The 23,169-nt window shown below is 63.6% G+C and carries 24 protein-coding genes; 5 read left to right on the top strand and 19 right to left on the bottom strand.

Annotation, left to right across the window (positions count from 1 at the left end):
• Both VF673_RS13055 and VF673_RS13050 read left to right on the top strand, forming a co-directional pair.
• The coding region (locus VF673_RS13055) for a YDG domain-containing protein (RefSeq protein WP_440292279.1) at nucleotides 1-427 on the top strand (427 nt) is incomplete at its 5' end.
• 25 nt (nucleotides 428-452) lie between these two features.
• On the top strand, nucleotides 453-2,081 hold the full coding sequence (locus tag VF673_RS13050; protein ID WP_440292278.1) for a ShlB/FhaC/HecB family hemolysin secretion/activation protein: 1,629 nt from the start codon (nucleotides 453-455) through the stop codon (nucleotides 2,079-2,081).
• Between the two features lie 93 nt (nucleotides 2,082-2,174).
• Here the strand turns inward: VF673_RS13050 and VF673_RS13045 are convergent, their stop codons facing one another.
• The 4 genes from VF673_RS13045 to coxB are packed head-to-tail and all read right to left on the bottom strand — an operon-like array spanning nucleotide 2,175 to nucleotide 6,276.
• Nucleotides 2,175-2,759, bottom strand: a complete 585-nt coding sequence (locus VF673_RS13045; RefSeq protein WP_440292277.1) for an exopolysaccharide biosynthesis protein — start codon at nucleotides 2,757-2,759, stop codon at nucleotides 2,175-2,177.
• A 9-nt stretch (nucleotides 2,760-2,768) separates the two neighbouring features.
• Nucleotides 2,769-3,113 carry a hypothetical protein gene (locus VF673_RS13040; RefSeq protein ID WP_440292276.1) on the bottom strand — a complete coding sequence of 115 codons (345 nt, stop codon included), beginning with the start codon at nucleotides 3,111-3,113 and terminating at the stop codon, nucleotides 2,769-2,771.
• Between the two features lie 9 nt (nucleotides 3,114-3,122).
• Nucleotides 3,123-5,627 (bottom strand): cytochrome c oxidase subunit I, encoded by a 2,505-nt coding sequence (gene ctaD, locus VF673_RS13035; RefSeq protein ID WP_440292275.1) that lies wholly within the window; start codon nucleotides 5,625-5,627, stop codon nucleotides 3,123-3,125.
• A complete protein-coding gene (coxB, locus tag VF673_RS13030) occupies nucleotides 5,620-6,276 on the bottom strand; it encodes a cytochrome c oxidase subunit II (protein WP_440292281.1) in 657 nt (218 codons plus the stop codon). The genes ctaD and coxB overlap by 8 nt, the downstream gene beginning before the upstream one ends.
• A 93-nt stretch (nucleotides 6,277-6,369) precedes the next feature.
• On the opposite strand from coxB, the gene VF673_RS13025 reads away from it, so the two are divergent.
• On the top strand, nucleotides 6,370-6,846 hold the full coding sequence (locus tag VF673_RS13025) for a DUF2231 domain-containing protein (protein ID WP_440292274.1): 477 nt from the start codon (nucleotides 6,370-6,372) through the stop codon (nucleotides 6,844-6,846).
• A gap of 2 nt (nucleotides 6,847-6,848) precedes the next feature.
• Here the strand turns inward: VF673_RS13025 and VF673_RS13020 are convergent, their stop codons facing one another.
• The 10 genes from VF673_RS13020 to VF673_RS12975 all read right to left on the bottom strand — a co-directional run bounded on the left by VF673_RS13020 (nucleotide 6,849) and on the right by VF673_RS12975 (nucleotide 17,388).
• Nucleotides 6,849-7,280 carry a CopD family protein gene (locus VF673_RS13020; RefSeq protein WP_440292273.1) on the bottom strand — a complete coding sequence of 144 codons (432 nt, stop codon included), beginning with the start codon at nucleotides 7,278-7,280 and terminating at the stop codon, nucleotides 6,849-6,851.
• 141 nt (nucleotides 7,281-7,421) lie between these two features.
• Nucleotides 7,422-8,828 carry a threonine synthase gene (thrC, locus tag VF673_RS13015; protein WP_090536114.1) on the bottom strand — a complete coding sequence of 469 codons (1,407 nt, stop codon included), beginning with the start codon at nucleotides 8,826-8,828 and terminating at the stop codon, nucleotides 7,422-7,424.
• Between the two features lie 90 nt (nucleotides 8,829-8,918).
• The gene (locus VF673_RS13010; RefSeq protein WP_440292272.1) at nucleotides 8,919-10,226 is read right to left on the bottom strand and encodes a homoserine dehydrogenase; all 1,308 of its coding nucleotides are present in this window, start codon (nucleotides 10,224-10,226) and stop codon (nucleotides 8,919-8,921) included.
• 62 nt (nucleotides 10,227-10,288) lie between these two features.
• Nucleotides 10,289-11,008 (bottom strand): thioredoxin fold domain-containing protein, encoded by a 720-nt coding sequence (locus VF673_RS13005; RefSeq protein WP_440292271.1) that lies wholly within the window; start codon nucleotides 11,006-11,008, stop codon nucleotides 10,289-10,291.
• A 57-nt stretch (nucleotides 11,009-11,065) separates the two neighbouring features.
• Nucleotides 11,066-11,983, bottom strand: a complete 918-nt coding sequence (gene xerD / locus VF673_RS13000) for a site-specific tyrosine recombinase XerD (RefSeq protein ID WP_440292270.1) — start codon at nucleotides 11,981-11,983, stop codon at nucleotides 11,066-11,068.
• A gap of 115 nt (nucleotides 11,984-12,098) precedes the next feature.
• Entirely contained in the window at nucleotides 12,099-12,887 is a 789-nt protein-coding gene (gene dsbG, locus VF673_RS12995; RefSeq protein WP_440292269.1) for a thiol:disulfide interchange protein DsbG, read from the bottom strand.
• A 2-nt stretch (nucleotides 12,888-12,889) separates the two neighbouring features.
• Complete coding sequence (locus VF673_RS12990) at nucleotides 12,890-13,723, bottom strand: prolipoprotein diacylglyceryl transferase family protein (RefSeq protein ID WP_440292268.1); 834 nt, start codon at nucleotides 13,721-13,723, stop codon at nucleotides 12,890-12,892.
• Nucleotides 13,723-15,543 carry a protein-disulfide reductase DsbD gene (gene dsbD, locus VF673_RS12985; protein WP_440292267.1) on the bottom strand — a complete coding sequence of 607 codons (1,821 nt, stop codon included), beginning with the start codon at nucleotides 15,541-15,543 and terminating at the stop codon, nucleotides 13,723-13,725. The genes VF673_RS12990 and dsbD overlap by 1 nt, the downstream gene beginning before the upstream one ends.
• A gap of 127 nt (nucleotides 15,544-15,670) precedes the next feature.
• Nucleotides 15,671-16,711 (bottom strand): c-type cytochrome, encoded by a 1,041-nt coding sequence (locus VF673_RS12980; RefSeq protein ID WP_440292266.1) that lies wholly within the window; start codon nucleotides 16,709-16,711, stop codon nucleotides 15,671-15,673.
• A gap of 11 nt (nucleotides 16,712-16,722) precedes the next feature.
• Nucleotides 16,723-17,388 (bottom strand): c-type cytochrome, encoded by a 666-nt coding sequence (locus VF673_RS12975; RefSeq protein WP_440292265.1) that lies wholly within the window; start codon nucleotides 17,386-17,388, stop codon nucleotides 16,723-16,725.
• 177 nt (nucleotides 17,389-17,565) lie between these two features.
• On the opposite strand from VF673_RS12975, the gene VF673_RS12970 reads away from it, so the two are divergent.
• Nucleotides 17,566-18,234, top strand: coding sequence for a response regulator (locus VF673_RS12970; protein WP_440292264.1), 669 nt, complete (start codon nucleotides 17,566-17,568; stop codon nucleotides 18,232-18,234).
• A complete protein-coding gene (locus VF673_RS12965) occupies nucleotides 18,231-19,574 on the top strand; it encodes an ATP-binding protein (RefSeq protein ID WP_440292263.1) in 1,344 nt (447 codons plus the stop codon). Before VF673_RS12970 ends, VF673_RS12965 begins: the two co-directional genes overlap by 4 nt.
• 46 nt (nucleotides 19,575-19,620) lie before the next feature.
• Here the strand turns inward: VF673_RS12965 and VF673_RS12960 are convergent, their stop codons facing one another.
• The 5 genes from VF673_RS12960 to rpsP form a co-directional block, all read right to left on the bottom strand.
• Nucleotides 19,621-20,949, bottom strand: a complete 1,329-nt coding sequence (locus VF673_RS12960) for an MFS transporter (RefSeq protein ID WP_440292262.1) — start codon at nucleotides 20,947-20,949, stop codon at nucleotides 19,621-19,623.
• A 242-nt stretch (nucleotides 20,950-21,191) separates the two neighbouring features.
• Nucleotides 21,192-21,539 (bottom strand): 50S ribosomal protein L19, encoded by a 348-nt coding sequence (rplS, locus tag VF673_RS12955; protein WP_090536095.1) that lies wholly within the window; start codon nucleotides 21,537-21,539, stop codon nucleotides 21,192-21,194.
• Nucleotides 21,540-21,571: 32 nt separating this feature from the next.
• Nucleotides 21,572-22,321, bottom strand: coding sequence for a tRNA (guanosine(37)-N1)-methyltransferase TrmD (trmD, locus tag VF673_RS12950; RefSeq protein WP_440292261.1), 750 nt, complete (start codon nucleotides 22,319-22,321; stop codon nucleotides 21,572-21,574).
• 3 nt (nucleotides 22,322-22,324) lie between these two features.
• On the bottom strand, nucleotides 22,325-22,867 hold the full coding sequence (gene rimM, locus VF673_RS12945) for a ribosome maturation factor RimM (protein ID WP_090536091.1): 543 nt from the start codon (nucleotides 22,865-22,867) through the stop codon (nucleotides 22,325-22,327).
• Nucleotide 22,868: 1 nt separating this feature from the next.
• The gene (gene rpsP / locus VF673_RS12940; RefSeq protein WP_090536090.1) at nucleotides 22,869-23,117 is read right to left on the bottom strand and encodes a 30S ribosomal protein S16; all 249 of its coding nucleotides are present in this window, start codon (nucleotides 23,115-23,117) and stop codon (nucleotides 22,869-22,871) included.
• Between the last annotated feature and the right edge of the window lie 52 nt (nucleotides 23,118-23,169).

Raw genomic sequence — 23,169 nt, 5'->3', positions numbered from 1 at the left:
TGATCTGATCAATGCCGTGGCCCAGAACCGGGTGTATGACGGCACCACTGGCGCGGACGTAACAGCTGACTTGGATGGCGTGATAAGCGGTGATGATCTCGATGTTGCACTCAGCGGGCTGTTTGAGGATGCCAGGGTTGGCGATAACAAAACCGTTACCGTGAGTGGTGAACTCAGCGGCGGGGACAGGGGCAACTATCAGCTCCGTGGCCCGGTGCAGACCGTGGCCAGCATCACAGACCCGGTCCTGCCGGTGGGCTACTACGCAGCAATTCGGGCACCACAGAGAATGCCCATCGACGTGCCAAGTGACTCTTTATTGCCGCTGACCATAGCGGGTAAAGGCCTGAACCTGCAGGGGCTGGCCGGCGAGGTGGTATTGATGACAACAGGGGCATTGGGTAACCGTGCAGCCGATCAGCAGTAAACAGGTTACTCAGGGAAGGAAGCGCATGAACACAAAACGATTGGGTCTATGGGTTGCGAGCTGCTGGTTGCCGATGACGGTCGCGGTGGCACAACAGCCACCCCAGGCGGGCGACAGCCTGCGGATGTTGGAAGAAAGGGAACTGACCCTGCCGCCCGCAACGGAGCCGGTGCTGGAGGTGCCCATGCCGGGGCCGGCTGCTGTGCCGCAGTCCGATGTCCGTATCCCGGTGAAGCAATTCCGGATTGAAGGCAACCACAGTGTGGCGACCGAGGAGTTGTTGGCACTCCTCACGGATCTGACCGGACAGACCTTGAGCCTGGCGCAGCTGTATCACGCCGCGGACCGGCTGACAGCCTACTACCGGGGCGAAGGCTATCTGGTCAGCCGGGCTTATCTACCCGCCCAGGAGATTGGCGAAGACGGTATCATCACCTTGGCCGTTGCCGAGGGTCGTTATGGCAAGGTGACGCTGGAGAATCAGAGCCGCCTGCGCGATGGCCTACCCCGCGCCATGCTGCGCGGATTGGAAAGCGGCGACGCGGTAACCCTCAAACCGCTGGAGCGGCGAGTGCTGTTGCTGAATGACCTGCCCGGCACCCGCGCCAGCTCATCACTGTCGGCGGGCAGTGAGCCGGGGCAATCCGACCTGACCGTGACCCTGCAGGATGAGCCCCGCTTCAGCGGTGCGTTGACGCTGGACAATCATGGCAACCGCCATACCGGGGAATATCGTCTGGGCGCACAGCTGAACGTGGCCAATCCGCTGGGGTTGGGTGATGCATTTTCGTTGCATCTGCTGGGGTCCGATGAGGAACAGCTTTACTACCAGGCACGTTATGACGCGCCGGTGGGTCCCTGGGGCACCCGGTTTGGCGTGGCCACCTCGAAAATGGATTATGAGTTGGGCGGTGATTTCGAGCAGCTGGACGCCAAGGGTACAGCGGAGACCTTCGGGTTGTTCGTCAGCCACCCCTGGCTACGTTATCGCCACCTTAATCTGCGCAGCCACCTGCAGGTAGACCGCAAGAAACTGGAAGATGAGCTGTTCGGCGGTTTGATTATCGGAAAGAAGAAAGCCAATAACGTCACTGTGGGCCTGTCGGGGGACTGGCGTGATGGTGTTGGTGGTGGCGGTATCAATGCGTTCACCCTGAACTGGGTGCAGGGGCACCTGCGTGGCGATACGGCAGAGGGCGGCAGCTTTGGCAAGTTGCAGTTTTCGCTGCTGCGGCTACAGCACCTGAACAGAACCTTCAGCCTGTATACTGCGCTGCAGGGGCAACTGACCGATGGCAACCTGGACAGCTCGGAGCGGTTTTCCCTGGGTGGGCCTTACGCGATACGCAGCTATCCGGTGGGCGAGGCCAGCGCCGATGAAGGCGTGGTGGTCACTACGGAGCTGCGCTACCAGTGGCGACCGGCTTGGCGCTTCAAGACCTTTGCCGACGCGGGTTATGCCCGCCTGGTACGTCACCCTGAACATGCGGGGAATCATCACCGCAATCTGAGTGGCGTTGGTCTGGGCGCGGATTGGCAACCCCATCCGCGTTTGACGGTCAGCGCTGCCAGTGCCTGGCGTACCGGTGACCATGCGACCAGTGACAAGGAACGTACCCCGAGAACCTGGGCGCAGGTGCAGTGGGCATTCTGAACCAGTGCCGCTGAGACAGGGTGGCCGAATCCTGAAAGTCCGCAGCGGCGTGATCGTTCCCTCTTCCGGCGCTGCACGCTACGCGGCTTCACGCTAAAGCAAGCCGTAGACAATCACCCCGCCGATGCCGAGCGTGGCGGCGTAGGCGATCAGCACCAGAACGCCGTCGTGGGCAATCATCGCCAGGCCGATGCAGGTCAGGGCCGCGCCGGCGCTGCTGGCGGCAAACGGCAGGGGCTCGAGCAGCGGCAGGGTTATGGCCAGCAGCAGGCCCAGCAGGGCCAGCGGCCAGCTGGCCGGGCCATCCACCAGAAAACTCAGCCGCTCGCCCAGGAAGCGATCGACGACCCTTGCCGGCCGGCGCATCCAGCCGGCGGCGGTAGCCAGCTTTTCCTCACTGATACTGCGCCGCAGTATCCAGCCGGGTAACCAGATGTATTTGCGCCGCAGCAGCATCTGCAGCGACAGCAGGAATACCGCCACCCCCATGGTCGAGGGCAGCCCCGGAATACCGCTCAGCGGCGAGACCAGGACGACGCCGATCAGCAGCAGCATGGGTCCGAAGGAACGTCGGCCTATGGTGTCCATCAGGCGTTCCAGGGAAACCCTGTTCTGCCCTTCCCGGGCTTCGTCCATGCGATCGAGCAGTTGTTCCAGACTGGTCAGCTTTTCGGCCATTGAAGGTCCTCAGATGCAGGGCGGAAGGAAGAGCACGGGCACCGCCACGGCCAGGGTGGAGAAGGCGGAGACCAGATAGAGCCCCGCAGAGGTAACACCGATATGCCGGCCCAGGCGCTGTTCGGCCCGGGGCGCCGCACGCCACAGCACGCGGGCGGCCCAGAGCAGCAAACCGACCACCACCAGGGTAGACAGCCAGAGCAGCGCATTGAGCCAGTTGAACGGTCCCTGCTGCGGCTCCGGCGGCGTCAGCTGACAGGCCACCGACAAACCGCCGTAGAGCACCACGAACCAGATCGACCAGACGCACAGGCCGAGAATCAGGTGAACCGGATGGTGAGGGCGCCAGCGCATGGAATCTCCTTACCAGGCCATGGGCATGAGGATGAAACCGGCCAGGGCGATCCAGAACACGCTCAGGGTATAGCTCCACAGCGGCCGCAGGACCATCGGCTCGTAGGGCAGGCGCACACCCACATAGCCCAGCCGCACACGCAGGGCCTGCAGCATGGTCAGCAGGGTTGCCAGCACCCCATGGAACAGCAGATAGCCGAGCATCACCGCCAGCACCGCATCATGGGCCAGGCTGCGTGGCGCAAGCTCGGCGTCCAGCATCAGCCACAGGATCACCAGACTGTGGCCCAGACCCAGTGCGGTGCACAACCAGAGGCCGCCGGCCAGGCCCTGCGCCTGTCCCCGACAGAGTCGCACCGTCAGACGGTGGTAGAGCAGCGCCGCCGCACTGAGCAGCAGCCCCGCCAGCAACAGCGGCGTGGCTGACAGCGGCGCCTGGGCAGGAACCTGCCACTGGGGCGAGACCGTCCAGAAATAGAACCAGCCGAACAGCAGGCAGGCAAACAGCGAACCGTTGGCCAGCAGGGTGGACAGCATGCCCCAGCGCCCCGGACCGTCGCAGGTACGCGAGTGCAGCGGCGGGTCCTGCGGGTCGTCATCACGCAGCGGCGCCGCCAGTGGATGTCCGCCGTTGTGCCAGCTCCAGCGCAGTATCACCAGCAGCGCCAGCAGGGACGCACCCAGGGCCACCCAGTAGAACTTGGTCAGCAGCCCCAGACAGACCACCGCCAGCAACACCCCGGTCTGCAGTGGCAGCCAGGAGTTCGACGGCACATGCACGACTTCGCGGACCTGCCCGGTTACGGCATCGGATCCCCAGGTCACCCGCCGATCCGCCTGAATCTCCACCAGCCCGCCCTGCCCCTGCTCCAGGCGATCGGGCATCTGGCGATCGTCCCACAGGGGATGCCGGCTGCCGATGTCCGGCAGACTGATGAAGTTGTAGGTGGTCACCGGCATGTCCACCGCCCATTCCAGGGTATCGGCGTTCCAGGGATTGCGCGGGGCCAGGCGACCGAAGCGGAAATGCAGCAGCAGATCCACGATCAGCATGCCCACGCCCATGGCCATGACGAAGCCGCCGATGGAGGACAGCAGGTTGAGCCAGTCCCAGCCCAGCCCGGCCTGATAGGTGTAGATCCGCCGCGGCATGCCCAGCAGACCGGTGACATGCATAAGCAGGAAGGTCATGTTGAAGCCGACGAACACCAGCCAGAAGGCCCAGCGGCCGAGCAGCTCCGAAGGCATGCGCCCGGACACATGGGGCAACCAGTAGTACAGGCCGGCTATCAGCGGGAACAGCATGCCGCCGACCAGCACATAGTGCATGTGCGCAACCACGAAGTGGGTGTCATGAACCTGCCAGTTGAAGGGCACCAGCGCCAGCATCACACCGGTCAGACCGCCGGCGACGAAGATGACCAGAAAGCCCAGAATCCACAGCATCGGCAGGCCCCAGACCACCCGACCGGTCCACAGGGTGGCCAGCCAGGCGAAGATCTGGATCGCCGTGGGGATGGCCACCAGCATGCTGGCCAGGGAGAAGAAGGCCTGGGCCAGCTGCGGAATGCCCACGGTAAACATGTGGTGCACCCAGAGCCCGAAGCTGATGAAGCCCATGGTGATCACCGCCAGAACCAGCCAGCGGTAGCCGACGATCGGCCGCTGGGCAAACACCGGCAGCAGGGTCGAGACGATACCCGCCGCCGGCAGGAAGATGATGTACACCTCCGGGTGGCCGAACAGCCAGAACAGGTGCTGCCACAGCAGCGGGTCACCACCACCGGCCACGTCGAAGAACACGAAACCGGCGGCACGCTCCAGCTCCAGCAGGATGCTGGCCAGAATCAGCGGCGGGAAGCCGACAATGATCATCAGCGCCATGACCATGATGTACCAGCAGAAGATCGGCATGCGGGTCAGGCTCATGCCGTTGCTGCGGGTGCGCAGAATGGATACCAGCAGCTCGATGGCGCCACTGACCGAGGATATCTCGACGAAGGTGATGCCCAGCAGCCAGAAGTCCGATCCGGGCCCGGGCGAGTAGGTGCTGCTGCTCAGGGGGGTATACATGAACCAGCCCGAATCCGGGGCAATGCTCAGGGCCATGCTGGAGAGGATGATCAGGCCGCCGAACAGGTAGCAGTAGTAGCCCATGGCACCGACCCGCGGGAACGGCAGGTCGCGGGCGCCGATCATCTTCGGAATCAGATACATGGCCACCCCTTCCAGCACCGGGATGGCGAACAGGAACATCATCAGGGTGCCGTGCATGGTGAACAGCTGGTTATACAGCTCCGGCCCGATGATGTCCTGCTCGGGCAGTGCCAGCTGGGTGCGCATCAGCATCGACAGCACACCGCCGATCAGGAAGAACACCAGCCCGGTGACAATGAAGCGCAGCCCGACCGAGGTGTGGTTGACCGCCGCCAGCGCCCCCCAGCCCGGCCAGTTGCCCCAGACCCTGTCGTACTCGCGGTGCAGCCGCGCCCTGTTCTGCTGTTGATCACTCATCGCGGTCAGCGCCCTCCAGCCATGCCGCAAAGTCAGCCGGGGCATGGGCATGTACGGTGAATTTCATGTGGGCATGGCCGGTACCGCAGAACTCGGCACATTGACCGTGATAGGTCCCCGGCTGGTCAGCCTGCAGCCGCAGTACGTTGGTCCGGCCCGGCAGCATGTCGAGCTTGCCGCCCAGACGCGGCACCCAGAAGGCATGGATGACGTCGTTGCTGGTCAGATGCAGGTCCACCGGCTGGCCGGCGGGAATGTGCAGCTCGTTGCGCAGCTCGATATCCGCCTCCGGGTAACGTACCTGCCACCACCACTGGTGACCGGTGACCTCGATCTGCAGCACCTGCTGTCCGGCCACCGGCACGGGCAGCATGCGGTAGCCGATGGGTATGCCGAAGACCAGCAGCAGCGCCATGCTGGAAATGGGCAGGATCAGGCCGCCGCCGATGATCCAGCGATTCTGGATACGGCGCGCCCGGGCCGCATCCAGCTCGCCGGGGCGGCGCTTGAGGGCATACAGCCAGAGGGATACCACCACCAGCAGGGTAACGACCGCAAAGCTCGCCATGGCCCACCACAGGCGGGCAACATCCAGCGCAGCAGGGCCGGCTGGATCAAGGGCGGAATAAGGGCCGCTGCACGCGGTCATAGTCACTGACAGCAGGCAGATCCCGGTGCGGACTGCCACACTTGCAGCAGGCAGCCGGTGCGGTCTGCCATCACCTACGGGAGCAACCTGTACATGTCCGAATCCATCTCCAGCAAAATGGCCATCGGCGGCCACCCGCTGCACCCGATGCTGATCCACTTTCCGGTGGCCGCCCTGATCGGCCTGATAGGAACCGATCTGGCGTGGATCCTTACCGGCGACTACTTCTGGGCCAGGGCCAGCCTCTGGCTGGTGGGTGTCGGTGTGGTCGGCGGCTGGCTGTCGGGCAGCGTCGGCCTGCTGGATCTTCTGATAGTGGCCGAGATCCGCCGGCTGATCACCGCCTGGTGCCATGCCATCCTGGCGGTGATGCTGATGTCGCTGGCAACCCTGAACTGGCTGCTGCGTATCGATCAGGCGGAGGCCGCCATCCTGCCCTGGGGCCTGTTCCTGTCGCTGGTGAGCGGCGCCACCATTGCCCTGACCAGCTATTTCGGCGGCCAGCTGGTGTACGACCATGCCGTGGGTGTCGAGTACGAGGAGGCCCCGGAGCCGAGCAAGCCGCAGTGAACTCATAACAGCAGCCCCATGGTCGGCTTGGCCAGCACCAGCCAGAGGATCAGGCCGATCAGCAGCATTACCCCCACCGCCAGGGCGATGCAGGCCGGCACCAGCGGGGTGCCGCCGCGCTCCACCCGCAGGATCAGGGCCCCCACGGTCACATGGCAGAGCACCAGTCCGGTGACCAGGGTCAGCTTGATGATCAGCCAGGGATTGATATTCCGGTCGATGACGAACACCAGGGTGCCGGCGATGATGGCGGTCAGCGCAGCCGGTGTCGCCACCCGGGTGAAGACCATGCGTTCGATGGAATTGTGTGGGTTCTGCGGGGATTGCACCGGCAGGAGATGCGCCCGACGGGCAGCGATGAGCGCCGGCAGGTACAGCAGGGCCGCCACCCACAACAGCAGGGCAATGATGTGCAACACCAGGAACCAGAGCATGCAGAGTCAACTCCTGTCATCTCGCATCAGCAGTAAGCGAGGCTACAGGGTGGGACAACCAGTTCCGGTTATTGGTGCCAGCAAATTGGAGTGATCAGGACAACAGCCCGCAGAGCGGGCCGTTATCGGGAAGGAACAGCCTTACAGCGGCTTGCCACGGTTGCCGTGGGCGGAGACGAACTGCTGGATCTCGGTGAGACTGTTCGGCAGCACCGTGCAGCGCTCTTCACGGTCGAACAGATCCGCCAGGTGCGGCGGCAGCTGCGGCTCGACCACACCCGCCTTGCGCACCGCATCCGGGAACTTGACCGGGTGCGCGGTACCCAGGGTGATCATCGGGGTGCTCATGCTGCGGCGGCACTCGCGGGCTGCACGTACGCCGATGGCAGTGTGCGGATCCAGTACCTCGCCACATTGGGCGTGGACCTCGGCGATGGTCGCGCAGGTCGCCTCGTCATCCACTGCCAGCGAATCGAACAGGCGACGGGCTTCGGTCCAGCGCTCGGGCTCGACCGACAGCTTGCCGTTCTGCCGGAAGCTGTCCATCAGGTCCTTCACCAGGGCGCCGTTGCGGCCATGCAGGTCGAACAGCAGGCGCTCGAAGTTGGAGGAAACCATGATGTCCATGGACGGCGACAGGGACGGGTGCAGGGTGTCCTTGTCGTACTGGTTGCCACTCATGAAGCGGTGCAGGATATCGTTGCGGTTGGTCGCCACCACCAGCTGGCTGATCGGCAGCCCCATGTTGCGCGCCAGGTAGCCGGCGAAGATGTCGCCGAAGTTGCCGGTGGGCACCGAGAAGGCCATGGAGCGCAGCGGCCCGCCCAGCTGCAGGGCGGCATGGAAGTAGTAGACGATCTGGGCCATGATCCGCGCCCAGTTGATCGAGTTGACCGCCACCAGCCGGGTGCCCTTGAGGAAGCCCTGGTCGGCGAAGCTGGCCTTGACCATTTCCTGGCAGTCGTCGAAGTTGCCTTCGATGGCGATGTTGTGGATGTTGTCACCGAGGATGGTGGTCATCTGCCGGCGCTGCACTTCGGATACCCGGTTGTGCGGATGCAGGATGAAGATGTCCACGTTCTCGCAGCGGCGGCAACCCTCGATGGCCGCCGAGCCGGTGTCACCGGAAGTTGCGCCCATGATCACCACGCGCTCGCCGCGCTTGGTCAGGAAGTGGTCCAGCAGTCGACCCAGCAGCTGCAGGGCGAAGTCCTTGAAGGCCAGCGTCGGGCCGTGGAACAGCTCCATCACCCACTCGTTGGTGTCCAGCTGACGCAACGGCGCCACCGCGCTGTGGGCGAACCCGGCATAGGTGTCCTCGAGGATGGCCTTGAAGTCCGCATCGCTGATGCTCTCGGCGACGAAGGGACGCATGACCCGGAAGGCCAGCTCATGGTAGGGAAGACCGTTCCAGGAGGCGATCTCCTCCAGGGTGAAGCGCGGCAGGTTCTCCGGCACATAGAGGCCACCGTCGGAAGCCAGACCGGCCAGCAGCACGTCTTCGAAATTCAGGGCGGGGGCCTGGCCCCGGGTGCTTATATAACGCATATCTTCAAACCTTCGGTTTGAGCGGCAAGCTACAAGCTGCAAGCCACAAGCTGTTCTGCCTGTAGCCTGCCGCCTGTCGCCTGCAGCTGATTAATCCAGTTGTTCCACGCGGATGCGCATCACCGGGTTGGCGACCTCATCCAGGGCTTCCATCGCGGCAATGGCATCGTTCATGCTCTGCTCGCGCACGCGGTGGGTGAGGATGATGATCGGCACCAGGCCGTCCTGCTCCTCTACATCCTTCTGCATGATGGATTCGATATTGATACCGCGCTCGGAGAGAATGCTGGCCACCCGGGCCAGTACACCCGGACGATCCTGGGCGTGCAGACGCAGGTAGTAGGCGGTCTCCACATCACCCACCGGCAGCACCGGCAGGTCGGACAGGGCATCCGCGCGGAAGGCCAGATGCGGCACCCGGGTGTCCGGATCGCAGCTCATGGCCCGGGCCACGTCGATGATGTCCGCCACCACGGCCGAGGCGGTGGGTTCGGAACCGGCACCGGCGCCGTAGTACAGGGTAGAACCGACCGCATCGCCATTGACCATGACGGCGTTCATCACGCCATGTACATTGGCCAGCAGCCGGTTTTCCGGGATCAGCGTCGGGTGTACGCGCAGCTCGATGCCCTGCTCGGTACGCCGGGCAATGCCCAGGTGCTTGATGCGGTAACCGAAGGCTTCCGCGTAGTTGACGTCCGCCGTGGTCAGTTTGGTGATGCCCTCGGTGTAGGCCTTGTCGAACTGCAGCGGAATACCGAAGGCAATGGAGGCCAGGATGGTCAGCTTGTGGGCAGCGTCGATACCTTCGACATCGAAGGTCGGATCGGCTTCGGCGTAGCCCAGCGCCTGGGCCTCGGCCAGCACGTCGGGGAAGGCGCGACCCTTGTCACGCATTTCGGTCAGGATGAAGTTGCCGGTACCGTTGATGATGCCTGCCAGCCACTGGATGCGGTTGGCCGCCAGACCTTCACGCAGCGCCTTGATGATCGGAATGCCACCGGCTACCGAGGCCTCGAAGGCGACGATCACGCCCTTCTCCCGGGCAGCGGTGAAAATCTCGTTGCCGTGTACGGCGATCAGCGCCTTGTTCGCGGTAACCACATGCTTGCCGTTGGCGATCGCCTGCATGACGATTTCCAGCGCCAGACCGTAGCCGCCGATCAGCTCGACGATGACGTCGATCTCCGGGTTGTTGACCAGGGCCAGGGCGTCGTCGGTCACCTGGACGTGGCTGCCGATGCTGCATGATGGGTTGGGGTGCCGGGTGGCAATGTGGGTCACCTCAATCGCCCGTCCTGCCCTGCGGGCAATCTCCTCGGCGTTGCGTTGCAGAACATTGAAGGTGCCACCGCCTACGGTGCCCAGACCACATATACCCACTTTGACCGGTTTCAAACCAGGAACCCCACGTAATTGACTTTGTTGAATATTGGCTTCTGTCCGCCTTTCAGACGGTTCTACTTGTTGGCGATTGCCTCGGCTGCCAGTTGCTGGGCCGGCTTGTAGCCGGGCAGCAGCCTGCCATTGGCAAAGAAGATCGCCGGTGTGCCCTGCACCCCGAGACGGGAGCCCAGGCTGTACTGCTCGGCCACCGGATCCTCGCAGCTGGCGGCGCTGACCCGCTTGCCCTGCTTGGCATTGGTCATGGCCGTCTGCTGATCATCGGCACACCAGACCGACTGCATGGTGCGCGCGGTGGCGCTCTGCAGGCCGGCACGGGGGAAGGCCGCATAGCGGACCTCGATGCCCAGATCGTTCAGCTGACCCACCTCCTCATGCAGCTTGCGGCAGTAACCGCAGTCCACATCAGTAAAGACGGTGATATGGGTCTTGGGCTGCTCCGGGGCAAACACCACCAGCTGCTCGGCCGGCAGTGCTGCCAGCACCTGCCTGGCCTGCTCGGCCTCGACCTCGGCGGTCAGGTTGCGCACCCCGTCGTCACCTACCGAGAGCAGTACCCCCTGGATCAGATGGCGCCCGTCGGCGGTGGCGTAGATGACCTTGCCGTTATCCAGTTGTACCTGATGCAGGCCCTCGACCGGCGACTCGGAGACGGCGGAAATCGGCACGGGAAACTGCAGTCGCTCCAGACTCTGCGCGATGTTCTGCCGGGCATCGGCCCAGACGGAGGCGGCGCAGAGGCTCAGCAGACCCGCCGCCAGATATTTCAGTCGCATGATCGATCCCTTCAACAGACACAAAAAGACAATAGAGCTTACCACGAAACCGTGATCTCACCCACGGGGATGATGACTGGCATGCAGCTCGCGCAGCCGGTGCCGGGCCACATGGGTGTAGATCTGCGTGGTAGACAGATCGCTGTGCCCCAGCAGCATCTGCACCACCCGCAGATCGGCCCCGTGGTTGAGCAGGTGCGTGGCAAACGCATGGCGCAGGGTGTGCGGGGACAGCGGCACGCGGATCCCCGCCTGCTGCGCATACAGCTTGATGCGGTGCCAGAAGGTCTGGCGGGTCATCTGCCGCGCCTGCTGGCTGGGAAACAGCACATCATTAGCTTGCCCGCGCAGCAGTACAGGGCGGGCCTCTGCACAGTAGCGGACGATCCAGGCCAGCGCCTCCTCGCCCAGCGGCACCAGTCGCTCCTTGTTGCCCTTGCCGGTCACCCGCAGCACGCCCTGGCGGGGGTTGAGCTGGTCGACCCGCAGACCCACCAGCTCGCTGACCCGCAGGCCGCAGGCATAGAGCACCTCGAGCATGCACCTGTCGCGCAGTCCCAGGGTGTCCTCCACATCCGGCGCCGCCAGCAGGGCGTCCACATCCGCCTCGCTCAGCGTATCGGGCAGCGGCCGCCCCAGTTGCGGCATGGCGATATCCAGCGTCGGGTCCTCGGCGATCAACCCCTCGCGCAGGGCATGCCGGTAGAAGCCGCGCAGACAGGACAGCAGCCGCGCGGTGGAACGCGCCGAATAGCCCGCGCGCATGCGCCAGGCCAGATGCTCCATCAAGTCCGCTCGGCCCGCAGCATACAACCCGCCCCGGCTCGCCAGCCAGCCGGCGAGCAACGTCAGATCGGTGCGATACGCCTGCAGGGTCTTGTCCGACAGGCCGCGCTCCAGCCACATGGCATCGAGGAAACGGGTAATGGCCTGCTGGTCGGCCTCAGTGGGCGGAGGAAGTTGTGGCGCGTTCATGATCATCTCGGAATTGCATACCGGCGATCATAAAGGTTTCGCACACCCGCTTCGACTGCCCTTCGCTGCGGAGGGAATGTGGGCGCAGTTGCTCAACGAGTGCGCTTCGGCCTTCTCAACGCGGCCCCATCACCTCGGCCATCTGTTCCGGGCGGGGCATGCCATTGAATTTCCTGATCAGACCATCGCTTTCGCGCACCACTATGCCTGGTGTGCCGCGAAAGCCCGTGGTCTGCATCAGCTGCTGATTCTCATCCAGGATTCTCTGGGCCCTGCTGGAAATGCTGCTGGCCGGTTTGATACCACCTCTGGCGAAATTCTTCTCGTTTTCCAGCAACGCCGCTGACGGATCATCCGCCTCGAGGATGGCCGCCGCCTTGGCCGGGCTATCGGCCTTGATGACCCCCACAAACAGATGACGCAATTGCACCTTGCCGGAATCCACCCAGGGGCGGGCCGCTTCCCAGAAGCGATGGCAGAAGGGGCAGTTGGCGTCACTGAAGGTGTAAACCACACGCGGCGCCTCCGCGTCGCCGTCCAGCACCCAGGTGGCGTTTTCCAGCGCGGCCCAGGTTTTTTCACTCATCGGCTTGGCCACCAGTTCCTGGAGCGTGGCGACATCAACCGGGGCGCCGCTGGCATCCAGTCGGGTACCTACAACTGCGCTGCCGTCGCTGGTGACATAGACCGCGATGGGCTGATCACCCGCAACGCCGGCAAAGGCCCGCAGCTCGCTGCCAGCGTCGAACTCCTCGACGATGGTCAGACCCTGAGCCTCCAGTGCCGTGAGCACCTGCGGCTGCGCCGCCCCTTGTGCGTACACGCCGGTTACTGCCGATAACAAAGCCGCGGCCATGCCGAAGGACATGCCGGAACGCGGTTGGAACATGAATCTGGAAAACATGCTTACTCCTCGTTGGAAATGGGTCGGACGGATTGCGCGAAATGGCGCGCCATGTTGCTCTTGAAACTGGCCATGGTGAGCTCGCCCATGTGCGAATCCACCAGTTCACCTTCGGCATCGAAGAACAGGGTGGTCGGCAGCGCGCGTGCGCCCGTCGCGTTCATGACGCGGGAAAAGGGATCCAGCAGCACGTTGCTCAGCGTCAGGCCCTGGCCTGTCAGGAAGGCCTGCGCCTGCTCGGCGCTTTCGCCCTGGTTGACCATCACGATGTTCACGTCCGGGAACTCGGATTGCGCCTGCTCAAACACGGGCATTTCCCGGCGGCACGGCGGGCACCAAGTGGCCCAGAGATTGACCACGGTCGGGCGGCCCTGGTAGCTCAGCAGCGACACGGGCTCCTCCTCCAGGGTGGCCAGCTGCAGATCCGGCATGGGCGGCGAATGGTGCAGCAGACCCACCACCATGCCGGCCAGGAACCAGGCCGCGACGCCGGTCAGCACCCCCGCGAGCGCCGCCCGCCGCAGCATGCGCATGCCCCGGGCTCGCCAGCCGATAAACGCCAGCGCGAACAGCACGCCTACCCACCAGGTAAACCCGCCATCGCCAATGGCGATTATCGACATCGGTGTCGCGAAATAATCCTCCCACCAGTAGGCGACATACCCGAGCCTCGCGGCTATCAACCCCCAGAACACGGCATCGAACAAAACGGCGCCAGCCAGTTTGGGCGAAACATCGTCGCCCATCCGCCTGGCAACCGCACGGGTCACCAGCCAGGCGAGCAGGATGGCAGCAACAACGCCGACGACTTTGATGGAGAACGGACCGACACTCATCATGGGGTACCTGCAGCATTCAAACGGTTGAGAAATTCACTCGCATTGATCTCGCCGACCATCCGCAAATCGCGGCGTTCGTTGCCATCCGGCCCGACCAGGATCAGCGTGGGCGGCCCCAGCACGCCCCAGTGCCTGAGCAGCGCCTGGTCCACCGCATCGTTCCGGGTGACATCCGGCCGCACTATCTGCATGCGCGCCAGGCGCTCCGCCACGACCGGATCGCCGAACACATTGCGCTCGATCACATGGCAGCTGACGCACCAGTCGGCGTAGAAGTCGATCAAGGTCCACTCCCCCCGCGCGGCGGCTTCAGTCAGGCGGGCGTCCACATCCTCCACCGACTTGGCCTGCACATAGTCCGGCATAGACGGGGCGGACGCCGGCGCCGAACCGCCGCCGCCCAGGTGGGTCAGCGGCTGCAATACCGAGCTGCCGCCGGACGCCGCGCCCAGCAACATCAATATTGACCACAGCCCGACGAAGCTGGCGCCCGTACGCAGCGCCCACTTCAGGCGCGGCCTGGCCAGCGCCGCCTGGGCCCAGGCGAGCAAACCAATGGCAATCGACAATATCCAGGCACCCCACAGCAGCAGGCTCAAGGTGCCGGGCAGGAACCGAGCCAGCATCATCACGGCCATGCCGACCATCAGGTAGCCAAAGGCGATATTCACCCGCTCCATCCAGGCACCGGGCCTGGGCAGGATGCGCGCGCCGAAGGTCGCAATCGCCAGCAGCGGCAGCCCCATGCCCAGGCCCAGAGCAAACAGGGCCAAGCCACCATAGACGGCGCTACCGGTTTGCCCGATGTACAGCAGCGCACCGGCCAGCGGCGCGGTCATGCAGGGACCCACCAGCAAGGCGGATAGAAAGCCCAGGGCGGTGGCACCGACCAGGCTGCCGCCTGTCTGCCCGCGCCCTGCCGACTCGACCCGATTCACCAGGGCCGATGGCAGGCGCAGGGTGAACACGCCAAAGAGCGCGCTGGCCAGCACCAGGAACAGGGCGGCGAAGGCGCCCAACAGCCAGGGCGATTGCAGGGTCGCCTGCAGGTTGGCACCGGCCAGCCCCGCCGCTACCCCGACTGCCGCATAGGTCACGGCCATCGCCACCACGTAACACAGCGATAGCATAAAAGCGCGAGCCGGTCTGGCCTGGCTGCCGACGACCATGCTGGACACGATGGGGATCATCGGCAAAGTGCAGGGAGTAAACGCCAGCAGCAGACCGAAGCCGAAAAACAACAGCGTACCCGCCACCGGCCCCAGGGTAGCCAGGTGTTGCGCCGCCTGCTGATCCTCGCCCATCACAGCATTCGACGGCGCATCACCCACGTCCGGGGAGCTGGTTAAGGCCGCTTTGGCTGAAGCCGGCGCCACGCCTGCTGCAGCAACATCCACCTGCAGCGTCTGCGGTGGATAACAGAAGCCGACCTCTGCACAGCCCTGCCAGTGCAGCGTCAGCGGGCCTGATACGTCTGCCGGAAAGCCCAGCCGCAACATATCGGCGGTATAGATTTCGGTGTCACCGAAAAACTCGTCATGCTGGGCTTTGCCCGCACTCAGCTCCAGTTCGACCGGCTCGCCCTGGTCGTCAACCAGCTTCAGAGAGTGGCGGTATACGTAATAACCATCGCTGACCCGCCCCTTGGTCGTATAACGCTCGCCCTGCTGTTCGACCTCTTTCAGGGTAAAAACCTCTGCGGCCTCCAGCAGATCGGGCTGCTGTCCCCAGGTGAACAGGCCGCTGCTGGCGGCACTGCCGGTGGCATGCAGCAACAGCAGGACAAGCGCCAGGGCGTGTTGATAACCGAACGACAATGTCGACTCCTTCAGACGAGGCTTTCGGGCAATGTTGCACCTGCTCGATTAAGCGAAACTGAAGGCGTGACGGCGGCCAGACGGGAAACGAAGCGGGACGGCAGCCGTCCCGCTTCGCGGAGGGAGGTCAATCGTAGGTGCGATCGCGCAGCACGTCGGGCTTGAGGAAGTCCTTGCGTCCCACGTTATCGTGATCACCCAGCACCCGGCCGTTCACTTCCTGGCCGTACATGGTGTGCTTGTGGAAGGTATCGCGGTACAGCTCCAGGGTTTCCTTCACATCGCCCGTGTAGCGGGGGTCCTGCGGCCGCTCCTCGGAGTCGATGAACTGCGCCAGATCCCAGGCCTGCTGGTCGGTCAGGCTATTGGGCTGGCCCAGCGGCATGTTGTGCTTGATGAAGGATGCCAGGGTGTATACCCGGCTGATCCCCGCTCCCCAGTTGTAGGAGTTATCTCCCCAGACCGGCGGAAACACCACCTCGCCGCGGACGCTCAGGCCCGCCCCCTCATCACCATGGCAGATCGAGCATTGGGCTGCATAGATCTCCTTGCCACGATCGTAGTCAGGCTTCTCGGCGGGCTCGTCGAGCCGAGGGAAGCCACGCCCATACAGCTTGCCGGTCGGGTACATGGGCACACCACTGGCCAACCACTGGTGGTAGGCGGCGAGCGCGATCATGTCATCACTGCCGTAGGCCGGCGGCTTGCCGTTCATGGAGTAGGTGAAGCAGCCGGCGATGCGCTCTTCCAGGTTGTTGACGTGATCGTTCTTCGGCCGGTAGCCCGGCAGGGTAACCGCCGCCGGCCAGATCGGCCCCGAGAACGGCAGTCGCCCTGCGCCCAGGTGACAACTGCTGCAGTTCATGTCATTGAACACGTACTCGTCGCGAAACTGCTGGGTGTTGGTAAAGATGTCGTACCCGCGGCGGATCACCCGTTTCAGCTCCGGGTGCAGTGAAGACGCTTCCAGATCCTCCATGGTTGGCGGAATATGAACAAAACTGTCAGCGGTGGGCGCAGGCGCACCGGGCGCCATACTGGCCAGAACCGCCAGGCTTTCCTCGGACAGTTCGGTCTGGGCCTGGGCCAGAGGCGCAGCCAACAGGGACCCCAAGGCGACCAGCAGGCCGGTGCGCAGCCGGTGCATCAACGAATTCAGAATAGTCATACTGCTCGCCCTTACTGTTCGGCGGTGGCCGGCTGGGTGGAAAGCCAGGCGGCAACGGCGGTGATGTCGTCACTGCTCATGCGCTCGGCGATGGTGGCCATCAGGCGCTGCGGGTCGTTCTTGCGGGACCCCTTCTGCCAGGCGAGCAGCTGATCGCGGATGTAACCGAAGTGCTGACCGGCGATCGCAGGGAATACGGTGCCGGCACCCAGGTTATCCGATCCATGGCAGCTCGAGCAGGACACAATGTACTTGCTCCAATCACCTTCGGTGGCGAGTTGCTCGCCGCGCTTGAGCAGTTCCTCCGAATGACTCTGCGCCTCGGCCGGTTGGCCAGCGGTAGCCGGGAGGCTGGCGAACCAGGCAGAGACATCGGCGATCTGTTGATCATCAAGCATCTGGGCAAAGGCCTGCATGCTGGGATTCTGCCGGGTGCCGTCCTTGTAGGCCTGCAACTGTCGGGCGATATAACCGGCATCCAGCCCGGCCAATCGGGGCCAGGATTCGCCGTTGGGATTGTTCTGGCCGCTGCCGTCCACCTGGTGGCAGCTGGCGCAGACCGCCGCTGCGGCCTTGCCCTGTTCTGGATCACCGGCCGATGGTGCGGCCGCCACACCCAGCGGCAGGGTCAGCAGGCAGATGACGCCAGCCGCCCCCCGGATATGTTTTCTTAGCACTTTGAACTCCTGAAGTGGCCGCGTTGCGCGGCTTCAGCATCGTTGTCGATCTGACGCGAGGCGTGCTTTTAGCATAGCCCGATTAAGCGAATGTTAAAGACGGCATACCAGCGATCCATGGCTGACGTACATCAACGCTCTGGCCTAAGATGGTCTTTTTCAACGCAGAGACCGGATATGCGCGTTCTGTTGGTAGAGGATGATGTCCTCATCGGCCAGGGTATTGTCGCCGGACTACGCAAACACGGAATTTCCGTGCGCCATGTGGATACCGCTGCTGCTGCGGAGGCGGCGCAACTCGAGGACACCTTTCAGGCATTGATCCTCGACCTCGGTCTCCCCGACCTCGAAGGCCTGGAATTGATGGCCCGGATGCGTCGTTTCGAGCCCGAGCTTCCGGTACTGGTATTGTCGGCACGGGATGCCATTGAGCACCGGCTCGCCGGCCTGCAGAGCGGTGCCGATGACTATCTGGTCAAACCCTTCGACCTACGCGAGCTCGCCGCTCGGTTGCACGCGCTGGTCAGGCGCACCCAGGGCCGGGCTGTCCAGACCATCGAGGCCGGACCGTTGCGCCTGGAGCCGGACAGCGGTCTCGCCTGGCTGGGTGGCGAGCCGGTCACCCTGTCACGCCGGGAGGTCGATCTGCTGGTTCACCTGGCGGCCGCCGATGGGCGCTGGGTATCCTCCGACGCGCTCAATGAGCGCCTGTATGGCCTCGGTGAGGAAGTCAGCAGCAATGCGCTCAGCGTGCATATTCACAATATCCGGAGAAAGCTCGGCGCGGAGGCCATCGAAACCGCCCGTGGGCTTGGCTACAGGCTGGGCTGGAGCTGCTCCCAATGAGCCTGCGCCTGCGTGCGGTGCTGATCACCGGCATAGCCCTGATGGTGCTCTGGGCACTGGCTGCAGCCTGGATGACGCAGGGCATGCGCGCCAACCTGGACCGCACCCTGGATGGCCGACTGGCCATGTCGGCCCGCATGGTGGCGGGCCTGCTCGAAGGGGCAGCACTGGACCCGAATGCCTCGCCGGCAAACTTCACCGATGCAGTGCGCGTCAGTGGTAAGGAAGGCATCGCCTGTGAAATCCGGGCGCTGCGCGGAGAGGTACTGGCCAGCACCGGCAGCGTTCCCACGTCGGATTTCGCCACCCTCACCGCCGGTTATAGTACCAGGGAAGTGGAAGGCAGGCAGTGGCGGGTCTATATCCTCCACGACAACGGCTACCAGATCACCACCGCGGACCGCATCGATGAGCGGAACGTACTGATCAACAACCTGCTGGGCGCGGCGGGCGTGCCTTTCCTGATCGCCTTTCTGGGCGGCCTGGCGGCACTCTGGATCGGTATCGGGCGCGGTCTGGCCCCGCTGGAAGCGCTGCGCGAACAGCTGCGCGCCAGGGACACGGAGGACATCACGCCGATTGTGGTCGGCCGTTCACCCACCGAGTTGCGCCCGGTCCTTGATGCGATGAATGCGCTGCTGGCCCGTCTGGCCCAGGCGCTCGCAAGCCAGCGCGCCTTCACCGACGCGGCCGCCCATGAACTGCGCACACCGCTGACGGTCATCGACACCCATCTGCAGGTGGCACGCCTGAGTGACGGCGAAGACGCGCAAGCCTCGCTCGCCAGCGCCGAGGAAGGAGTACGTCGACTGCGCCGTATTCTCGACCAGATGATGACCCTGGCGCGCACCGAGGCCGTTCCCAGCAAAGGCGATGAATGCATTTCGGTGCTGGCTGCCGTGGAGGAGGTGCTGGATCGCACCGAGGCCAGCCAGCGAAGCCGGTTGATCTTCACCGTGACGGGTAACGATGCCGGCACCCCGCTGCCCAGATCGCTGTTGGAAACGGCATTGCGGAACCTGGTGGATAACGCGCTGCGCTATTCGCCGGAGGGTACCCCCATCGAGATAACGGCCGCTTTCGACCATCCGGCCCGGCGCTGCGTCATTGCGGTGGCCGATCAGGGCCCGGGAATGGACCCCGAGCAGCTGCGGCAGATCGGCCGCCGATTCTGGCGGGGCGACCGGGGGCGTCAATATCAGGATGGCGCCGGCCTGGGCATCTCCATTGTCCGCGCCATCGCAGAACGCTTTGGCGGCGCGCTCAGCTTGAAACCTCGGGAAGGAGGCGGTTTGCTCGCAGAAATCCTGATACCTCTTTCCCATACTGCGAAGGTCTGACTCTCACTTTCGCTTCTTGCAGGGGGTATCGGGCAGCTGGTGTTCTTCAACCGACGCTTTCCGGCGCAGCTCTGGTCGAGGCACCCTTGCGTATCGCCACGGCCAGGGCCACCACCGCCAGTACCAGTGGAGCGAACGAAACCCACAGAACGGTATGCCAGCCATAGACCGACAGCAGGCCGCCCGAGGCAAACGAGCCGATGGCCATCAGCCCGAAAACGATGAAGTCGTTGAGCGACTGAACAGGGGCCTTCTCTTCAGGGCGGTGGCATTCCAGAACCAATGCGGAGGCGCCGAGAAAGCCGAAATTCCACCCCAGACCAAGCAGGATCAACGACCACCAGAAATGCATGAGATCCAGCCCGACCAGCCCAACGGCCGCCGACAGGCCAGTCAACACCAGACCGGCTATGGCCACGCGCGCCGCGCCAAAACGCGTGATCAGGTGACCGGTGAAGAAACTCGGCGCGTACATGGCGATGACGTGCCATTGCAATCCCAGGTTGGCTGAAGCCTGCGAATGCCCATGCATGTGCATGGCCAGCGGGGCTGCGGTCATCAGGAAGTTCATCAGCATATAGGACACGGCACCGCAGATGACCGCCGCCACAAAGCGCGGTTGGCGTACGATCACAGCCAGTGGTCGTCCACTGGCGATTTCCTGCGCCGTTGGCATCGGCAAACGTACTCCCAGCAGAATCAGGGCGGACACTGCGGCAACCGCGGCCTGGAACAGGAAGGTAGCAGCGAATACGTAGGCGGGCCACAGGTCCATGGTCCAGGTCACCAGCTGCGGGCCGACTATGCCGGCGGCAACGCCGCCGGCCATCACCAGCGATAACGCCCGAGCACGCCGTTTCGGCTCTACTCCATCAGCAGCAGCGAAACGGAAAGACAGCACCACAGCCGCATAGCTTCCTCCAAAGAAGGTGGCGAGACAAAACAGCCAGAACCAGCCCACGATGACCGCTACCATGGCCAGCAACCCGGCGAGCACGCCCGCCCCGGTTCCTGCCATAAAGGCCACGCGACGCCCATGCTGCCGAGTAATTGCCCCCACCGGCAGGATGCAGGCGGCCATGCCGACCACGAAAATGGAGATAGGCAGGGTCGCCAGTACCGGCGATGGAGCCAGCATATCGCCGACGATGGCGCCGGTCGCGTAGACCACCACCGAGTTGGCTCCGGCCAATGCCTGAGCAACGGACAGACGCCAGATGTTACCGCGCTGAACCTGTTCCGAAAAAAAAGGAGAAGTATTCACAGAATCGCTGTTATTCGTCACTTTGAGTGTATCCGTTGCAGCGCCCATTGCTGGCGGGCCGATGTAAGCGGGACGGATCGGCAGCCCCCATCCCCGCGCCGATGATGACAAACCAAGGAGAACCCGGAATCAAACCCGATTCTTCGCTTATTTCCCTGCCCCGGCAAACGAAATAAAGTGTCCTTCACTGAAAGAAAAAAACTTTGACATGGGTGGGCACTACGGCCTGGGGGTGGGCGGGCCTGGTGGCAGACAAGCTGATGGACGAGGAAGTCTACCCGGTGTGCTCGCCCGCAACCAACAAGGATAAAAAAAGCAGCCCGAAGGCTGCCTTTTTTCGAGAAAAGCTCCGATCAGTTGAGCTTTTCCTTGATACGAGCGGCCTTGCCGGACAGGGCGCGCAGGTAGTACAGCTTGGCCTTGCGCACGTCACCACGGCGCTTGACAGTGATGCTGTCAACCATCGGGGAGTAGGTCTGGAAGGTACGCTCGACGCCTACACCGCTGGAGATCTTGCGCACGGTGAAAGCGGAGTTCAGACCACGGTTACGCTTACCGATAACCACGCCTTCGAAGGCCTGCAGACGCTGACGGTCGCCTTCCTTCACTTTTACCTGGACGATGACAGTGTCACCCGGCGCGAACGCAGGGATTTCACGGTTCATTTGCTCGGCTTCGAGCTGGGCAATGATGTTGGACATTTCTAGAACTCCTACAAGCCGCCGGACTTGCTTCAATGGTTATCGGTTTCCTGCTCGCGGATGAATTCCGCCAGCAGTTGCTGCTGTTCTTTGCTCAACGCCAGACCTTCGAGCAGTTCCGGCCTTCTCAGCCAGGTTCTGCCAAGCGACTGCTTGAGACGCCAGCGCCGGATCAGTTCATGATTCCCACTGAGCAGCACCTCCGGTACGCGCTGCCCTGCAAACTCTTCCGGCCGGGTGTAATGCGGACAATCCAGCCACCCTTCCGAAAACGAATCCTCCACCGCTGAATCCGCATGCCCGAGCACGCCGGGTATCAGCCGGGTTACCGCGTCCAGGAGCACCATGGCTCCCAGTTCGCCGCCGGACAACACATAGTCGCCGATGGATATCTCCTCGTCGACGCACATCTCCACGATGCGCTCGTCGATACCCTCGTAGCGCCCGCACAGCAATACCAGGCTGTCCAGTTGCGCCAGCTCGACGACCCGTTTCTGGGTCAGCGGCTGCCCCTGCGGTGAGAGATAGATCACCCGCGGGGGTGAGGGAGCCTTGGCGCGGATGGCCGCAATGGCCTCCAGCAAGGGCTCAACCTTCATCAGCATGCCCGGGCCGCCCCCGAAAGGCCGATCATCGACCGTACGGTGCCGGTCGTGAGCATGGTCACGGGGATTGCTGTACTCGACAGTCAACTGCCCCCGCTTGACGGCTCGCCCGGTCACTCCGTGCCCGGTCAACGCCGTGAACATCTCGGGAAACAGGGTTACCACACCGGCCCACACCGGTCAGAACTCCGGATCCCAGTCGACCTGCATGACACTCTCAGCCAGGTCGATGTGCTTTACGTACAGATCAGGCAGGTACGGCAACAGCCGTTCGCGCTGGTCGATACTGCCCGCACAGGGCTTTACCACCAGGACATCATTGGAGCCGGTCTCCAGCAGATGATCGACCCGACCGAGCAGCTGCCCGTCGAGGGTGACAACCTGCAGACCTTCCAGCTGATGCCAGTAATACTCACCTTCCGGCAACGCGGGGAGCTGGGACTCGGGAACACAGATTTCCCAGTCCACCAGTTCCAGTGCTTCGTTGCGGTCTCTCACGCCCTTGAGCTGAGCTACCACCACACGCCCCTGGAGCCGGCCCGAAATAACGGACATCTGTCGCTGCTCCTGCCCCTTCCGAAGTATCCAGACGGGGTAGTTCAGCACGTTGTCCAGCGGCTGGGTGTGCGAATACACCTTCACCGCTCCGCGTATGCCATGAACCGATACGATCTTGCCGAGAATCAGCAGCGGCGCTTGCGCCGACTCAGGCTCGCGGATCATATCAGGCGGAGGCCTGGGCTTCCTTCAGCAGAGAAGCAACGCGCTCGGAGGGCTGTGCACCCTGACCCAGCCAGTAGCTTACGCGCTCCTGGTTGACGGACAGGCGAGTTTCACCACCGGTAGCGACCGGGTTGAAGAAACCAACGCGCTCAACGAAACGGCCATTGCGAGCGTTGCGGCTGTCAGCAACAGTCAGGTGGTAGAAGGGGCGCTTCTTGGAGCCGCCACGAGCAAGACGAATGGTTACCATGTGAACATCGTTTCCTGTATTTGAGTAACACCCACGGATTCATGCCGGGCAT

The organism is Halopseudomonas sp. Lyrl_26 (assembly GCF_051948695.1).
Lineage (GTDB): Bacteria > Pseudomonadota > Gammaproteobacteria > Pseudomonadales > Pseudomonadaceae > Halopseudomonas > Halopseudomonas formosensis.
Note: the sequence above shows the minus strand (reverse complement) of the source record. Positions and strands in the feature narration are given on the sequence as shown.

Bases quoted from the DNA above. Each gene is read 5' to 3' on its own strand.
- VF673_RS13050 (WP_440292278.1), top strand. From the start codon at position 453: ATGAACACAAAACGATTGGGTCTATGGGTTGCGAGCTGCTGGTTGCCG.
- VF673_RS13045 (WP_440292277.1), bottom strand. From the start codon at position 2,759: ATGGCCGAAAAGCTGACCAGTCTGGAACAACTGCTCGATCGCATGGAC.
- VF673_RS13040 (WP_440292276.1), bottom strand. From the start codon at position 3,113: ATGCGCTGGCGCCCTCACCATCCGGTTCACCTGATTCTCGGCCTGTGC.
- ctaD (WP_440292275.1), bottom strand. From the start codon at position 5,627: ATGAGTGATCAACAGCAGAACAGGGCGCGGCTGCACCGCGAGTACGAC.
- coxB (WP_440292281.1), bottom strand. From the start codon at position 6,276: ATGACCGCGTGCAGCGGCCCTTATTCCGCCCTTGATCCAGCCGGCCCT.
- VF673_RS13025 (WP_440292274.1), top strand. From the start codon at position 6,370: ATGTCCGAATCCATCTCCAGCAAAATGGCCATCGGCGGCCACCCGCTG.
- VF673_RS13020 (WP_440292273.1), bottom strand. From the start codon at position 7,280: ATGCTCTGGTTCCTGGTGTTGCACATCATTGCCCTGCTGTTGTGGGTG.
- thrC (WP_090536114.1), bottom strand. From the start codon at position 8,828: ATGCGTTATATAAGCACCCGGGGCCAGGCCCCCGCCCTGAATTTCGAA.
- VF673_RS13005 (WP_440292271.1), bottom strand. From the start codon at position 11,008: ATGCGACTGAAATATCTGGCGGCGGGTCTGCTGAGCCTCTGCGCCGCC.
- xerD (WP_440292270.1), bottom strand. From the start codon at position 11,983: ATGAACGCGCCACAACTTCCTCCGCCCACTGAGGCCGACCAGCAGGCC.
- dsbG (WP_440292269.1), bottom strand. From the start codon at position 12,887: ATGTTTTCCAGATTCATGTTCCAACCGCGTTCCGGCATGTCCTTCGGC.
- VF673_RS12990 (WP_440292268.1), bottom strand. From the start codon at position 13,723: ATGAGTGTCGGTCCGTTCTCCATCAAAGTCGTCGGCGTTGTTGCTGCC.
- VF673_RS12980 (WP_440292266.1), bottom strand. From the start codon at position 16,711: ATGACTATTCTGAATTCGTTGATGCACCGGCTGCGCACCGGCCTGCTG.
- VF673_RS12970 (WP_440292264.1), top strand. From the start codon at position 17,566: ATGCGCGTTCTGTTGGTAGAGGATGATGTCCTCATCGGCCAGGGTATT.
- VF673_RS12965 (WP_440292263.1), top strand. From the start codon at position 18,231: ATGAGCCTGCGCCTGCGTGCGGTGCTGATCACCGGCATAGCCCTGATG.
- rplS (WP_090536095.1), bottom strand. From the start codon at position 21,539: ATGTCCAACATCATTGCCCAGCTCGAAGCCGAGCAAATGAACCGTGAA.
- rimM (WP_090536091.1), bottom strand. From the start codon at position 22,867: ATGATCCGCGAGCCTGAGTCGGCGCAAGCGCCGCTGCTGATTCTCGGC.
- rpsP (WP_090536090.1), bottom strand. From the start codon at position 23,117: ATGGTAACCATTCGTCTTGCTCGTGGCGGCTCCAAGAAGCGCCCCTTC.